Below are 15,848 nucleotides of genomic sequence, written 5' to 3'. Positions count from 1 at the left end.
TTGTTTTTTAATTAAATAGCTTAACGGTCTCGGACTCAGCTTTTCTTAGGGAAACATACAGGTTCTTCAAAACAACTTTCATCTTGCGATCGGCTCCGGCCGCGTCGGCGTTGATGGCCTTTACCTTAGCCACTTCGGGCAAATAAACCTCGCGCACAGCGTCGGCGTGGTTGGCCGTCCGCGCTTCCAAGACGCGCCGGATCGCGGCCCGTTTCTTGGCGACGAAATCCTGCCGTCCTTTTGGTGCGCCTGACCTTAGATAGTCCGCAGCGTCGCTGGCAAAGCCGTTGGTATCGACCGGTGCCGTGACAGTGTCGGCGGGATGTTTGACGGTCGAGGTCACCTCGGCCGCCAACGGGCGGTAGATAGGCACGGCGAAGCCGTCATCGTCAGCATAGCCCAGAATTTTCGGTTTGTCGGCAAATAGCGGCGTGGCCTGCAATTCGGCCAATCGGTCCAGCCGCGATTGCAACTTGCTGGTCGCGTTTTTGTCGGACGCGAGCTTGATCTTCTGTTTCTCTTGCGGATCAATAATTTTATGGGATTTTGCCTGATGAACGAAGGACTTATCAAGAATATGGTCGTATTCGACAAAGTCTCCTAAGCCCGCAGTTCTGGCACCATATTTTTTGCCGATCCCTTCGATCTTGATCAAATTCTCGCCGCCGGCTTGGCCGCCTTCAAACAAGATGTCACTGCCATTTTTGGTTGCCATCTTGCTGATGTCATGTGCCGTGCGTTTGGGCTGGATACGGTCCAGACCATAGAGCGCCATGTTCTGAGACTTTAACGTGGTGAGCCCTTTGCGCACGTTCGCTTTCACCGCCTCGGACGCGTTAGGGTCGGCGTTGTACATTTTTTCGACCTCAGCAGCCTCGGCGTTGAGTTGCGCCTTGATCGCTGATTTGACGTCATTGACCCGCTCGGGAACGGTTTTCTTTTTCATCGCCTCGGCGATGATCGCCGCTGCCTTGGGCAGGCCCTTGCCTTTCAGGTTGATGTGGTTGCGATGGTAAACCGCGATGGCAGGGAAGCCGCCTGCGTCCGGCCCGATCTTGTCTCCGGTGGCCTTGCTGTTGAGTTGGCCAAGAACTGGTGCCGCACCTTTCTGAACACTGGCGTTCAAACTGGTGCCGGGCAGAGGGTTCGCGCCGGTTTTTTCAGCCTTGGCTTTGCGAGATGCGCGCAGAAATTGGGTATCGGGTTGCGGTGTGGCGGACAGGTCGTTGAGCGTGTGCAGTTGTTCGAACACGCCCAAGGGAAAGCGCTTTTCGATGGTGTGATCCAGCTCGTAGAACCGCGACAGGCGATAGCCGTCTTTGGGGTCGTTCTTGGACGCGGCATCGGTCAGCTTGCTGTAGGTCTCCACCTGACCTTCGAAAAACTCGGAGCGGGGTTCTTTCGCGCGCAGCAGCGCTTGGCCGTCCCCATCGGTGTCAAGGAACGGGTCGGTTTCGATGTCGCGCCCCAACAGTTCGAATTCCGCAGCGGCCTCTTCAAGTTCGGCGTGCAGCGCGGCAAATTTGGTTTTGTTGTTTTGCTTTTCGGATTGCGGGTCGATCCCTTTGGTTTCCGCGTTCGTCTCCTCGGTGGACTCGTTGCTGGATTTCTCCAGCTTGTTGGATCGCTCGGTGGCGGTTTTGTCGTCGATATCCTTGGTCGCGGCGTTGGTGGCGGGACCTTTGCCTTTCAGCGGCCCTTCATCGCTGGCCATGTAAACCTCGATCTTGCGGCCAACTTTCTTGCCAAAGATCGTGTGAGGTGTGCGCCCGATCTTGAACGCCTTGGAGGGCAGCTTGCGCTTGCCGTTCAGCTTGCCGATCAGTTTAGAGAACAGCGCTTTGGCCTTCTTGATCACGAAGGCGATCATCTTGCCCATCGCCTTTTTAACAGGCGCTTGCAGCTTGGTGATCACCGCCTTGATCTTCGACGAAATGCCACCAAGCCCCAGGGCCGCGGCGAGGAAGGCGATGACGACCGGCACCGTGCGCCCGATGGTTTGCTCGACAAAGTTGGCCGCCGCCTCGGTCTGGCCGCGCGCAATGGCCCCGACGGAGGAGAAGATGGACTGCGCCACATCCATGATCTGTTGCAGCCGCTCGATGAAGGCCACGATCAGATCGTAGATGCCCAAAACGACCTTCACCACGGCCCCCACGGGATTGGACAGACCCGCCAACCACGAAATCCCCGCCTTGATCACCGTCGTGATCACCATGGTCGAAATGCCGCCGATCAGAGTGGCTTTGAAGTTCTCGATCATCTCCAGCATTTTTTGCCAGATGCCCGCGAAGCCTTCTTTCAACAGCACCTTCACGATCTCGACCGATTTTTCAATCAGCGCCACTTTGCGTTCCCCTGATGGCCCCAGCTGCTTGACCAGCTGCGCGCGGAAGGTGGCGTAGGTCAGGCCGAGGATTTGCATGACCAGCGACATCAACCCCTTGAAGTCGAACTTGGCGGGCAGGGTGATCCCTGCGCCTGCAATGGCCCCGAACAGCCAGCCGAGCAGACCCTTCTTGAGGTGCTGCAATATGTTGGCCCCGAATTTCATAAAGCCGCCGCCGACGGCCTTGATCAGGTTTTTGGCAAAAGCGAGCGGGTTCTCGACGATCAGATCCAACACGTCGCCCGCTTGCTGGATGATGGCCCAAACCTTGTCCGCGTAAGGCCCAGCCAGTTTCAGCGCGCCGCGCACGGTGAATTCCAACACCTTCTTACCCACATCCACCGCGAAAGTGCCGATGTCACGGACAAGGGGCAGGAACTGCTCCATGATGAACTCTTTCGCGCCCAAAAGCGGCGGGCTGAGGGCTTTGGCGATCACCCCCTTCAAACGCGACCATGTCAGGTTCAAATCGCCAAGGCGGGTTTGCACCCATTGGAAGGCCTCGTCGACCATGCGGGTCTCGCGCAGCTTGTCGAACAGGACCGTGCCAAGCGGGTGCAGACCAAAGAGTCCACCCAGCAGGTTGGTAGCGGTTTTCAGGACCTTTTTGCCCGAGAACAGCGTGCGACCCATGATCACCGTGATCAACGTGTAGCCCGGAACGTAGCGGGCGAGCGCCTCTATCGCGCCGCTGCCGAAGCCGCCAGCTTCAGGGGCGTCTTCGCGCCGGACGGGCTCGCGGCGCAGGGGCAGGGCCTCGGCCCCTTTGGTTTGCTGCACCACATGGGTCAACTCATGCGCCATCAGGCGGGTATTGGTGGGGCTTTCCCCACGGCCAAGCCAGATACGGTTCTTATGGGCAAAGGCGCGCGCGCCGATGCGGGCGGCGGCGTCTTGGTCGGCGGGGCTGTCATGCAGCCGCACATCTTCGAAACTGGTGCCGAAATGCGGCTCGACGCGCGCGCGCACGCCGCTGGGCAGCGGACGGCCAGGCCCGGGATTGACAACAAGCCGCGACACATCGGAGGGGGCGGGGCCGCCCATACGCCCGACAACCGCAGTGGGCGATGCAGAAGTCTGAAGCTCGCCCTCCGCCACGCCGCCGGTGTCAACGGGCGCGCCGCTTTCGAGTTCCCCCATATCGGCGGCGTCCAGCCCTTCGGTGGCCACGTCATTCTCGGCGGGCAGGTCGAAATCCTGTTGGTCCGCAGGGGCCGGAACCGGAGTCAATTCGTCGAGGTTGGGCTGGGTCTCGGCATTGCGCTGTAGGGGTGCGGCCGTACCGGCTGCGGGCGCTGCAACAGAGGTTGAGATCGCAGCTGGTGCCGTCGCCCCAACGACACGGGCTGCCATGGTTTCAGCCTCGCGCTCCGCCGGATCATTGACGGCCCCGACGGTCAGGCTGGGGCTCAGAACGGTGGGCATCGGGCGCAGGGTCGAGGGCTGCGGGCGGCGCACAGGAACCACGGACCGCGAGGGCCGAGCGGTTCGTGTTACTGTGCGCGCCTTGGTTTTCATGACCTATCCACGTGTTCCATCACTTCTTTGGCTTAGGTTTTGTAGATCGACGCCGTTTGATAGGTGTCGTGGCGCGACGTTTTCCCTTAATTGTCCCGGACCCTTTTGCGGATTTCGGCGCAGACGGGCTTGGCGCGGTCGGACGCCTGCTTGTTACAGATACAACGGGTTTGCCCGGATTGGCCGATAGGATGCTGTTCACGTCCTTGGCCACAACGATCTTTGGTGGAACGATCCTTGGTTTGATGACGTCCTTGATCGGCTCTTTCACGATGTCCTTAATGGGACCCCTGATAACGCCGCCGGGCGAGACCTTAACCGTGCCGGGGGTCATCTTTGGACCTTTGTCGCCGCCACGGGGGCCGGTCAGATCGTCAAGGTTCAGGTCTAGTAACCCAGCACCGAGCAGACCGCCCAGTTTGGGCCGGAAGCGGTCGAAAAACGACGCTTGCTCGGTCACCACGAATTCCGTTGCCAGCTTTCCGTCACTCAGGATTACGACGGTGTCACCCGCCTGCGGTCGCCGGTTTAGTAGCGGCATGCCGCTTGGGACGAGGGCGATAATCTCCTTGACGCTTTGCACCACTGCCGGATCGGTCAGTTTGAAGCCTTCGTCTTTGAGTACGCTTGTCGCCTCGCTGATCTCTTTTCCTCGAACGCTGATGATGTCGGGGTTGTCGCCGCGTTGCCATTCGTTCAGCACCGAGGCCGCGCCGCCCACGGCCTGACCTGAATTGGTCGAGTTTGTGTGCCCGCCATAGGTGGGTTTTGGCGGCCAGAGCGGCGTGCCGTAGGGCGGATCCCATGGAGCTGGCCCTGCGTCGCGCAACCATTCACGCAGGCGCACAGCCGGGCTGGCTTGCGCACGCAATTGCTCCTCGGCACATAGCTCTTTGACGCCAGCGAGGATGTCGCCGACTAAATCGCCCAGATAGAAGCGGTGGCTGCGCGGGGTGTTGGCTTGCTTGCGGCAGCACATCATACACACCTCGGAGGCGGCAATCTTGCCCTTGGTGTAATTGGTCAGGGTCACGCAGGCCAACGGGATCAGGGTCCATTCGCTGGTATCGAGGGCGGGGCAATCTGGAATGACGCTGTCGCACAGACAATCGAGCCTGAATTCCTCATCCTTTTTCATGATCGCGGCGTATCGCAACGCCATGCTGACGAGGTTCAACTGATCCGCAGTACCGGTGATGCCCGAATTGGGAAGGTCCTTTTGCAAGGCTTCGTTGATCTCTTGCAGTTCATTTTTCTTAGCGTCCCAAAGCGGATCGCCGGATTCTTTCAGGGCCTTTGCATATTCGTTGATCAGCTCAGACAACAACGCATTGCCCTCCACGACCTCGCCTTTATTTAACTCCAACTTTTCAACGGGACGGATGGAGTTGCGCAGGCAAACATGGACCTTTGTCAGCACTTCGAGCCATCCCGGTTTTTCAGGCAGTGACTGGAACATATCGGACTTGGTCAGCGCGCCTTTTCCACGCAAACACAGGCGAACCTGATCCGATAATGTCAGGTCGGCCACCCCGTAGATCAAACTGGCTGGCGCAAGGAAGACGCTTTGGTGAGTGCCGTTGACCGCGAGTGCGACGCAAATCTCGTCATTGCTTTTGGAGTAGGCTTCGAAGTCTTTCACATTGTCGCCATGCAACAGCTGACCGGAGTCCAGTTCTTGCAGTTTCACGGTTTGGCGGTCGACTTCATGCAGGATGCCTTTGCGGTCCAACGCGACGCCACCGCTCAACTCGATGCCGTCCGGGCCAAGCTCTGCGGTCAGGCCGCAGACCACGCCCCAGTCCATCATCGTGCGCATCATCAGCTGCAACTGCTTGTTGTCATCTGCGGCGCAGAGGGCGTTCAGCGCATCGTCGACCGAGCGCGCGTTTTTCAACGTGTCGCACGCCGCGTCGGATGGGGTGAACGCCACATGGGTTGCATCAATCTCGCAGACACGATCCAACGCCTCTTGTACGGTGTCGGTCTGTCCCAGCAGGTCGCAATCGGGGTCGGCGTCATAGCCGATATGGCTGGCGGGCAAGTCGGCCAGCGTTGGGAATGATAACCGACGGCGCAGCGCGTCGGGGAACGGTTCCAGTGTTTGACCATCCGAGATGCCGATCGGGCAGAAGTGGTGTATCGGCCCTAAGGGTGGTTGTGGACGGCCTAGCGGTGCCCCGTTCAACAAAGCCTGCGCATCTTCGGGGGCGTAGCGGCGCAACTCCGCCAGCCAGTAATCGCCCGCGACCATCTCGTTGTCAGCGTGGTTCAATGTGAGGGTGAAGAACTCCGTGGCAAGAGTAATGTCGCTTGTGCTGACGCTTGGTTCGGCGCTGGCTGCACTCGGGCCGGTCGGCTTGGTGGTGGTGTTCAGCGGCACCCTGACCATGCCGTCCCAGCGGCGCACATGGGTGTAGCCCAGTTCCGGCGTGTCTTTGGGCAATGTCGCGTCACTTGGCGTGTCGGAGCGCAGGTCAGTGGTAAATGCCCCGCGGGCAGGTACATGGCTGCGGTGAAAGTAGCCCAATTGCGCTTCGGTCGTGGCCGAGAAATATTCATAGACCGCGTTGTCCCGCTCGAGGGCTGCACGGGTATCGAGCGGCTCGACGGCTTCCGCGTTTTCCGACGACCAGGCCAGGCGGATGGCCGCTATGGCGCCGCCTTTGTTGCGCTCGACCGAGACAACCTCGAAGCGCACCAACGCATTGGGCAGCACTTTGTCGACACTAATCAGATCGGCGCAGGGATCACAGGCGTCCAGCTCGGTCGAAGCGTTTGCCAATTGCAGCAACAGTGTCGCGTTGCCGCGTGTCTTGAAGGCGGGATGCGCGCTCAGCGCTTTGGGCAAGGCAGAAATTTCACCCAGTTCGGGCAGGCTTTTCAGCTGGACCATCGTGCGGGTGCGGTACGATGTTTCCGCCCCGTGCAGGCCCGCATCTGCCAGATAGTTGTCTTCATGCGCCATAATCGGGCGCTCCCAAACGTCCACGTAAACCAACCCTTTGGTTAGGGCGGGGCCGTCGGGTAAATCGACCTGTGCCGCAAAGCTTTGAGACAGATCCGCGGTATCTTTCTCGAAAGCGCCAAGGCGGAAATGTCCTTGCTTGCCTTGGGCGAAAACAGTGCCCGATTGCAGGCGTATTTCGCCTTCCTTACCCAACGCGACCATTCCACCGACCGCAGGCACACCGGAGCCTGCGAACGCAGCCCCCTGTGCTTCGTCGCGGTCCTGGTGGATTTGTCCGGCCTCGGTCAAATCGGCATCGGTGATCATCGCCCCTTGGACATGGGCGATGTTGGAATAGCGGTGCTCCTCGCGGAAGCTGAGCCTTGAATGAGAACCCTTCATCTGAAATCCCTCTCTATATGTCGCTGTCGGCGGAACCCGAAATGGGTGGGCTCAGGGCCAGCATGGGGTCGTAAAAAATGGCGATCTCCTGCCCGAGCGGCAGAAATTGTTCGAGTTTGTCCTTGAGCGCGCGCAGGCTGGCGGCGTGGTACAGGCCGTGGCCCACGCCCATCTCGCCCTCGTCCTCCGCGCCAGCGGTAATGGCGGCGGTAGTGTCGGTGTCGAGCACGGCGTATCCGGGCTCGCCATAGCGGGCGATGCGCTTGACGCAGCCTTCGCCATCCTTGTGCCAGCGGTCGATGAACTGCGGCAGGGCGGTGGTGTTGGACCCGCCGCGTGCGTCAAGACAGCGACGTGATTTTTTGCTGCCAAGATCGCGCGGGGCGAAGCGTGAGTAACGGATACAGCTTTGCGGGGCCTCGGCGTCCGCGCAGATCAAGGTATCCGCCAAAGAGTTAAAGAGGCAGTCCGATGCGTCCAGCCGCGTGAACTCCGCGCCCTCCATCACCGTGCAATATTCCATCTGGCCGTGGCGCCGGTCGGCAAGGATCAGCTCGAACACGGAATTCTCTGCGCGGAAGGTGATGCCTTGGGTTTTTGGCAATGCCAGATCAACGGTGTGAACGGCGCAATCAATGAAGGTCACGTCGGTGTTGGCAGTCCCCTTCAAGGTCACGGGGCCCTTGGCACTGGCGAAGCGAATGCCTTCAAAGGTCACCGCGCTGTTGGGCAAATTTAGTGTCGCGGGGGTCCTTGCCATGACCGCCGGACCTGTGATCCCCTCGCCAAGTTGCGCCATCGACAACAGATCTTCCGCCCTGAGGACCTCCTTGCCTTTCAACAACGTGTCGAGCTTGCTCTGATCCAAAGCGACCTCTGGCAGACCGCCGTGAAACACGCCTTGGGGTGGGCGTACATGGATCAGCGTGCGGCGCGGGTGTGGGCCAATGCGGCGCACGCGCTCAGGGTCGCGCAGGTCAGGGCTGCGTGCGGTGCTGTCGTCATAGGCGCGCGGAAAACACGGGACACCGTTCGGTGCCAGCGCGCGCCAATACAGGCTTTCAGCCCCGTCATCGTGGTGGTCTGGTTTCAGGTGATAGAGCGGGTTCGATCCGTCCTCATCCACCACCGCACGGTTTAGTTTGCGAAAATCGGGCGTGATGACATTCGTAGGCTGTGCCGCGTCGGGGTGTTGCGTGAAGGGCGGCAAATCCATGCGCGGCGTTTGCGCAGTCATGCGCCAGCCCTCTTTGGCAACGGTTTCGGTGCGGACCACCACATCGCCGATATCGTCAATGGATGACAATGTGCCTTTCGACTTGAACCACGCGACTGAGTTGTTCAACTCGTCGGCGCGCGCCACAGGGTCGGGTGCTGTCAGCTCTGCGCCCAAAAGCTCCGCCAGATAGGGGACAACCCATGGCTGGATCGCCCGCCCGTCATCCAAGGGTTCGGCAAAGCTGTCTGCAAGGGCTTGCTCGGTTGTCGCGCGGATCTGGTCCAGCAGGTGGCCAAAACCGTGCAACATGGCTTCCAGATCGCCAAGCTCGCCTTCGGGACCGGTATCGCGGTACCGGTATTCTTCGGGCAACTCGCGATAGAGGATGCGTCCAGCCCGCGAGCGGAGGTCGTTGATGTTCTCAGTCATGGAGGCCTCGCACATTTATGGAAATTGAAGGCGCGCCGGAGAGGGTGGCTGCGGCGGAGCTTTGGCCGATATGGGCCACCTCGTTGGCGCGGGGGAAGATCGTTACGATCTGGTCGTCTCGGACCATCACGCGCGGCAGGTCACGGGGCGTGTTCGGGCCGTAATCGAACCGGGTGACGATGCTGGTGGCGACGCCGGGGACGGCTTCGAGCGCGGCAATCGCCTCGGAGATGTATGCAGGCTGGCCAAAGTCGCGCTGTTTCAACGCGAAACGGGCGCGCAGGGCGGCGTCACACGCACCTGCAATGTCTGTGGCGTCATAGGAGGTAAGATCGGCGCGAATGTCGGCCCAGATACGCAAGTATAGCGGCGTGTAAGGTTCAAACGCCAGCGTGACCCCGGGCAAGACCCGACCACCAAGCGCCTCTTGCAGGTCCAGTTTGAGCTGTTCGTTCAGCTCTGCGCCGCCTGCGGGTACGACATGGAGCCGCACCAGTCGGGTGCGCCGCGCCGTGGCCACTTCATGCGCGCGGGCGCGCCAAATCGCGGCATGCCGGTTGCACAGCATTTCAGTGTCGCGCAAGGATACCGCGCGCCCGTTTGACGACAGACGTGCAGGGGCGGACGTGCGCAGGCTTTCAACCGGCTCGCGATCCGCACCGCCCGAGGACGCGAAGGGCTGATAAACCGCCTTCACGGCGGCGTGCTTCTTTGAGGTCTCGACTAAGGAAAAGGGCGGCATTCCGGACCCGCGCGCACCGGTTCCGACACGGTGCCGCAACAAGGTGACGTTGTTGCTGCCGGTTGGCAGACGCCTGCGGAAATGGATGGTCAGAAAACCGTCCTCGCCCAAGGTGGAAGACCAAGAACGGGTCCCGTCAGCTGCCGGATTGATGTAATCCGCATAAGGCCAAACCTCGCCCTCCACGGCGACATCCAAGGCGGGCATGACCCCGCTTTCAGGCACGGGGGAAGCGATGTGGCTGATATCGGCGAGTTGCAGCAGAAAGCTTTGGCGCATCTGTTCGCCATCGCCGGAGCCCAACGTCTTTGGCCCTTTGCTTTCGCCATGACCTGCGGTGACTGCGTTCAGCTGGAACACGGTATCACCACGGGTCATCGACGCGATGGAGCCTGCAATTTCCAAGCTGATTTCGACGCGCCCGCCGCCCAGCGGCTTGATCGTGGCAAGGCTGGCCTGCACATCGGTCATGGCATCGCTGATGATCAGCGGGCGGCCGGGGCGCAAAATGTCCAAAGCCGCATCGGAGATGTTTTCGAGCGTGAGCAGAGCAAGATTGCCAAACGGCGCAGGGTTGTAGTCATGGCCGTCAGGGAGCAGGGCCTTGCGGAGCGGGCCGATGAACTCGGACTGGTGCGGGGCGGGGATGTTCGCGTCGAATTCGACGTGGAACTGCCCTTTGTCCTGACGCAATCCGCGCACGCGCAGCGCTTGCATGGACCCGTTACGGCGATTGCGGCGAATGAAATATGCGCCACGGCTCAAACCCTTGGGCAAGGCCCCTTGAAACGACGCGACGCGCGCGCTGTCTTCGCCCGTCACTTTGGGGTCTTTCACCACTTTGGCCGATACGGATTTTTCGCCCTGCAATTGCATGTAGACGACATCGGGGCTATGGGGCGGTTTGAAGGTGTAGCCCACGAGCGGTGCGCCGCTTTTGTCCGAACGGACCTCGCCGACGCCATCACGGATAACCGCCAGCCCTTCCAGATCATCCGTGTCGTCGCCCCAGACCTGCGCCACCACGTCACCACCGTTGATGTAGAAGATGCGGTCGACCTTCGGGGTTGGTCCTTGGAATAAACCTGGCTTGACGCTGGCCAGCGGTGTCAGCGGGATCAACTCGAACGCGTCCGGCAACTCCACGTCCTTGGGCAGGGCAAGGGTCACGCGGCTTTCATTGCGGTCCACGACGCGCAGGATGCGCGAGGCATTCCCGCCGCGAAGCTCCACAAGGTCGCTTTTCTGCAGGGCGTTGGGGCGCTCCAGCTCGACGACGCTTGTGTCTTCGGTGCTGCGAGGCAAGGCGCGCAGCACATCCGCCGGATCGCGCCAAAGCATCGCGCGTGACCTCTCCGGGCGGCGCGCCAAGCCTTGCGCGAAGGTTAGTGTCAGCACGCTGTCATCGCCGTCTTCGCTTTGGTCACTGACATCTGTGAGGGTCACCACCTGACCCCTGCCTTGACCCGCGGCAATTGCCAGCTCTCCGGGGCTGATCGCGTCTGCGTCTGGGTTGAGCCAATTGGCGTTCTGCGCGGGCAGGGGCGTGGTGTTCACGTCCCAACCGACCACGCGGGCGGCATTCAGGTCTGGATGCGCAAGCAGTTTGGAGAGGGTTTCAAAGACCAGCGGCTTTCCCGTGGTGGGCGTATGTTTCATCGCCAGCCCTGCGGCGATTTCCGTGCTGTCGGCGTCGGGCTTCAACTCAAACGCGACCAACGTGCTGGCAGAGGCGGCGGGCGTCGGTTGGTAGTTCACCAAGGCGGCCAGACGGCGCAGGTTGTCCCATTGGGTTGCCGTGCGCAGATAGCCTTCGTTGGCATAGGCGTTCAGATGGCCCAGCGTGACATGGCTGGCCCGCGCAAAGGCGCGCAAAATGTCCCAAGCGTAGTCGCCGTCGCTTCCGGCTTCATATTGCGCACGAACACGCAGCCCGCGCTGACCGCGGCTTTCCAGCTTTACGCCGTCCTCGGTTGCGGGAGGCAAGGCCTGTGCCAGTCGCTGCCAGACCAAGGAGCGTCGCAGCGCCTCCACATCCACTTCGGCGCGCTCCAGATCGGAGGTTTCGGTCAGAAACAGATCGCGCAAGGCCTCGGGCTGGCGCATCTCGACCGGAACGCCCTTGGCGTAAAGCCCCGTCAAAATTTCGCGGAGGCGTTCCAGCCAGATCGCGGCGTCGCCGTCGAGATAGTCGAACCGGCTCATGCCAGCGCGGTTCCAGCGGGTCAGGTCGGTGGGCATCAGGTGGCTCATCCGGTTTCCCCTCCTTGGACGGTGATGCGGAACGCACCGCGTTCTGGGGCATGTGCGTCGCTGGCACACAGGACGTAGGTGTCGGGATCGACGGCGATGAAGCCTTCGGCGCTGCGATCCTCGAAGCTGCGCCCGACACGGCGGAAGCGGTTCAGGCACGCCACCGCCACGCCTTCGATCTGCATCGCGACCTCGATGATGTCGGAGGCATAAAGCGCCTCGCCAAACCCCATGCGGCCCGGCTCGAAGAAGCCGCCTTGGTCGGAGGTAAACACTTCGGCCACCGCTTGGCGCAACTCGGAGCGGAAGAAGCCGGGTTTTGCGCGCACGGACAGCGTGATGTTGATCGGCGCTGCGCGGGCGGGTTCCAAGAACACCTCGGAGCCAATCATCCGGTAGGCGTCGATCAATACGCGCAGGATGGCACGGCCCGTCAGCTTTGGCCCGATAGGTGGCAGGGCCAGATTGCGGTTGGAGTGGAACGCCACGATCTGCTCCCAAAGCTCCGCACGCAGGCGGTTGGGGCGGGGTGCGGTCGCAGCCCCGTCATGCAGGGGCGCATCCATCGGCAGATCGTCCTCCAGCAAGGTGGCGATCAGGATCGAGTTCCACGCCCCCGACCACACCAGCCGTGCCTGTGCCAGTGCCACCAGCGGGTGGCTTTGCACGGTCGCGCTGTGGTCGTCCAAGGTGACCATCCGGTGTTGTGCTGCGATCTGGCTGGGACCGTCTTGACGGGCGCGCTCCATCGCGGACGGCACCCGCAGCCAGTATTGCTCCAGCGCTTGCGCGTCGGTAGGTTCGGCGTTCGCGGGGCGGTAAAGGCGATGTGCTTCTGCCAGTTCGGCGTCATCGGGTTGCCAGCCGATCATCGCCAGCAACCTGCGCACAGAGCCGGGGCGGCGGGCGGTGTCCAAAAACCGCTCGGCCTGCACGCGGTCCAATGCGTGGGAGGCGCGGTCCAATGCGGCGGACAGGACTTCCACCAGTACGACCTCCATATCGGCAGGGGTCCAGCGGCGGCGGTCGGGGTAGCGTGAGGCGAGTTCCTGCATCATGAACAGCCGGAAGCTGTCATAGTCGCGGACTTTCCAGTCGAAATCGTCCTCGACGTCCGGAATGGGCAGTGGCAACACCTGTTCGCGGGTTCCGCAATCGGGGCAGGTCCCGTCGAAAATCAGTTTGGCTGCGGCAAGCTCCGCCATCACGTCACCTCAAATCTATGGGTTTCTTCGCGGGCAAGCGCCGCAATGGTGTAGCTGATCTGGACCATCAACACCTCGGGCTGGTCCGGTGGCGCGCCGATATCGACGCGGATGGTTTTCGGGTCGACCTCACCTGCCAATGCTTCCGACAACGCGCCGTAAAGGCGGTTTTGCGCGAGTTCCCACAAGCCAACGGCGTTCGGCTCGAACACATGCTGGCGCGCGCCAAAGCCGTATTCGGGGCGGAACACCCGCTCGCCCGGCGAGGTGAACAGAACCTGCTCCACCTGCTGGCGGATATGGTCGAACCGCGCGACCTGTGCGGCCCCGTTTTCCGTCATGCGGAAGGGGAAGGCCATGTAGCCGACACGCGGTAGGGTGCTTTCATATTGGGACATCAGCTTGCCGTGCTTTTCGTGGTTAAAACAGACGGAGTGAGCGGGACCAGCGGTGGCGAGGTCGGTGCGCCGATCGAGGTCGCGTTATGGGTGTGTGCGTTGAACAACGACAAGAAGGTGGAGCCTTTGATCAAAGGCTCCCCGCCCGATCCGGCGACCGTCACCATGGAACCTTCGATATTCACAGTGGCGGAGGATTTCACTTCAACTCCGCTGCCTGACATGCTGATTTCATTGCCATTCGCATCCGTGCAGGTGATGCCGGAGGAGGTCATGACCAGCTCGTTCCCGTTGCCATCGGCGACCGTCAACTCACCGCCCGCCGCGTCCAGTGTCACCGTCGCACCCGCCGCATCGGTGAGGATCATGGAGCCGTCCTGATCCAATACCATCGAGGCATCAGCGGCGGATTTCAGGGTTAACACCTCGGTGCCGTCAGTGTCGTCGAGCGACAGCACATGTCCGCTTTCAGTCTTGATCAGCTTTACCGCTTGGTCGGTATATTCCTCGGGCACTTCGCCGCCTGTCCGCCAGAACGTGCCGGTCCACATCGGGCTGGCGGCGTCGCCTTCCAAAAACTCCGCCACGACCTGCGATCCCACTGGCGGCACGGCGAGCATCCCGAACCCTTCGCCGCCACCATACGGGACAACCGGCAAGGCCCAGTCCGACGTCTCGGTGCCCAGAACGGACGGGATCACCAGCTTGCAGCGGCCGCGCAGATCGGGGTCTTCCACATCGGCCACAAAAGCGCGGTACTTGCCGAAGTAGCTGCGCTGTTGCTTGCGGATCGTGCTCTCGAGGGCTTGGAAGATTTCGGACATTGCGGCCTCCTCAGAACAGGTTTTGGATGGCGGACAGAACTGGCGATAGCGGTGCTGTGCCCACGGCTTCGGTTTCACCCACGGCGTTGCGGATCAGTTGAAATTGCTGGCGGTAGAAGTCGGGGGAGAACTGGTGCGTCACCGTATCCACGTAATAAACGCCGCCATTGCGCGACCCCACGCCGTCGACGGTCACCGTGCCGCCGACCCGCAGGACATGGCCGTAAAGCGTGCCGTCCAACTCACCATTGGCTTTGATGCGAAAGCTGGCCTCGTTGACCATGCCTTGGGCGCGGGCTTCGATCTCGTCGACGGTTTCGTCGCCTTCGCCCTTGATGCGGGCAATGGCGGGGGTTCCCAGCCCTGCGCCCTCCGATGCGGCGGGGTATTTGCCCAGCAAGGGCAGGTCGGCCACGGCCTCGCCTGTTACGGCCTCCGCGCCGTCCGTTGCGGGGGCCTTTTCCCATGCCACGACATCAGGTTTGTTGGCCTCGTCGGACACCGCGAAGTTCAGGCAATTCGTGGCGCTGCCCGCATAGACCATGATCGGCGCTTGCGGGTCAGCCTCCAGCCGTTTGGGGCCGAAATAAACTTCGCCCCGCTCGAAGATCATCTCGAACCCGTTGGCCTTGGCGCGGTCTTGCAGCAAGGCAATCGGGGTGGAATCCTGCGTAAGCGCGCGTGCGCTTGCCCCGTCCGGCCCGTCGAGAAGCTTCAGGGGCAGGGGTTTGATTAACTCTTCCACAATCGCGCGGTCGGTCATGGGGGCGGTCTCGTCGCCCCACACCTTGCGTTGATGTTCGCGTGACAGCGCCGCGCTATCATCCAGACACTCGATCACCAGTTTCGCCTCGCCGCCATTTTGCGGGTAGCTGGGCTTCAACTCCATGATGTAGCCGCGAAACACTTCGTCGATATGGGGCTGGAAATCAGCGTTGATGACAATGGTTTCCCACCGCGCAAACAACCCCGCATCGGCGGCCATGTAGTCGCCATTGGTGTCGCGGCGGTCGTCGATGGTGATCGTCGCACTGGCGGCCTCCATGCGCGCGGCACGGACCTCGATGGAGGAGACAAGTGCGGCGAGCGAGCCGATATCCGTCTTGGCGGAGCCTACCAGTATTTCTACCGATGCGGCCTGCCGGAAACCGGGGTCAAGGAGTTGATCGAGCAAGCCCATCAGCGCACCTCCCGCCGACGCGGGACAAGCAGCGTGGTGCCGAGTTTTTTGGCGGCGACTTCGGGCTTGTCGGGGTGGCCGTCCGGCCCGTAGACCATATCCTCGGGAAACATCATTTCCGCATTGCAATCGGCTAACCGTCGCCAATCCCTTGGATTTGCGTAGTAATTCTGCGCCATCTGGTCGAGGCGATCTCCTACGGCGACGCTATGCTCCAGCACTGCTTCGGGGTTCGCTATTGCGCGGCCTCGCACGCCGCGAAAGCCGCGGGTGCCGTCTTCGGGTGGCTCGAAAAGGGCGGTGGTTTCGTAGTAGCTGCCTTTGAAAAATGCCATCGCG

General features: G+C 61.5%; 9 protein-coding genes. All 9 read right to left on the bottom strand.

Annotation, left to right across the window (positions count from 1 at the left end; genetic code table 11):
- Nucleotides 1-7: 7 nt before the first annotated feature.
- The 9 genes from BCF46_RS00430 to BCF46_RS00385 are packed head-to-tail and all read right to left on the bottom strand — an operon-like array spanning nucleotide 8 to nucleotide 15,844.
- Nucleotides 8-3,907, bottom strand: a complete 3,900-nt coding sequence (locus BCF46_RS00430) for an eCIS core domain-containing protein (RefSeq protein ID WP_121020640.1) — start codon at nucleotides 3,905-3,907, stop codon at nucleotides 8-10.
- A gap of 19 nt (nucleotides 3,908-3,926) precedes the next feature.
- Nucleotides 3,927-7,259 carry a hypothetical protein gene (locus tag BCF46_RS00425; protein ID WP_121020638.1) on the bottom strand — a complete coding sequence of 1,111 codons (3,333 nt, stop codon included), beginning with the start codon at nucleotides 7,257-7,259 and terminating at the stop codon, nucleotides 3,927-3,929.
- A gap of 13 nt (nucleotides 7,260-7,272) precedes the next feature.
- The gene (locus BCF46_RS00420; RefSeq protein WP_121020636.1) at nucleotides 7,273-8,907 is read right to left on the bottom strand and encodes a hypothetical protein; all 1,635 of its coding nucleotides are present in this window, start codon (nucleotides 8,905-8,907) and stop codon (nucleotides 7,273-7,275) included.
- Nucleotides 8,900-11,902 (bottom strand): baseplate J/gp47 family protein, encoded by a 3,003-nt coding sequence (locus BCF46_RS00415; protein WP_121020634.1) that lies wholly within the window; start codon nucleotides 11,900-11,902, stop codon nucleotides 8,900-8,902. The genes BCF46_RS00420 and BCF46_RS00415 overlap by 8 nt, the downstream gene beginning before the upstream one ends.
- Nucleotides 11,899-13,107 (bottom strand): baseplate J/gp47 family protein, encoded by a 1,209-nt coding sequence (locus BCF46_RS00410; RefSeq protein ID WP_170157821.1) that lies wholly within the window; start codon nucleotides 13,105-13,107, stop codon nucleotides 11,899-11,901. The genes BCF46_RS00415 and BCF46_RS00410 overlap by 4 nt, the downstream gene beginning before the upstream one ends.
- Nucleotides 13,107-13,505 carry a GPW/gp25 family protein gene (locus tag BCF46_RS00400; protein WP_121020628.1) on the bottom strand — a complete coding sequence of 133 codons (399 nt, stop codon included), beginning with the start codon at nucleotides 13,503-13,505 and terminating at the stop codon, nucleotides 13,107-13,109. The genes BCF46_RS00410 and BCF46_RS00400 overlap by 1 nt, the downstream gene beginning before the upstream one ends.
- Nucleotides 13,505-14,329, bottom strand: a complete 825-nt coding sequence (locus tag BCF46_RS00395) for a phage baseplate assembly protein V (RefSeq protein ID WP_121020626.1) — start codon at nucleotides 14,327-14,329, stop codon at nucleotides 13,505-13,507. The genes BCF46_RS00400 and BCF46_RS00395 overlap by 1 nt, the downstream gene beginning before the upstream one ends.
- A gap of 10 nt (nucleotides 14,330-14,339) precedes the next feature.
- The gene (locus BCF46_RS00390; RefSeq protein ID WP_121020624.1) at nucleotides 14,340-15,509 is read right to left on the bottom strand and encodes a phage late control D family protein; all 1,170 of its coding nucleotides are present in this window, start codon (nucleotides 15,507-15,509) and stop codon (nucleotides 14,340-14,342) included.
- Nucleotides 15,509-15,844 carry a hypothetical protein gene (locus BCF46_RS00385; RefSeq protein ID WP_121020623.1) on the bottom strand — a complete coding sequence of 112 codons (336 nt, stop codon included), beginning with the start codon at nucleotides 15,842-15,844 and terminating at the stop codon, nucleotides 15,509-15,511. Before BCF46_RS00385 ends, BCF46_RS00390 begins: the two co-directional genes overlap by 1 nt.
- Nucleotides 15,845-15,848: the final 4 nt, after the last annotated feature.

Origin of the sequence: Litoreibacter meonggei (assembly GCF_003663885.1) — a bacterium.
GTDB classification, from domain to species: Bacteria; Pseudomonadota; Alphaproteobacteria; order Rhodobacterales; family Rhodobacteraceae; genus Litoreibacter; species Litoreibacter meonggei.
Note: the sequence above shows the minus strand (reverse complement) of the source record. Positions and strands in the feature narration are given on the sequence as shown.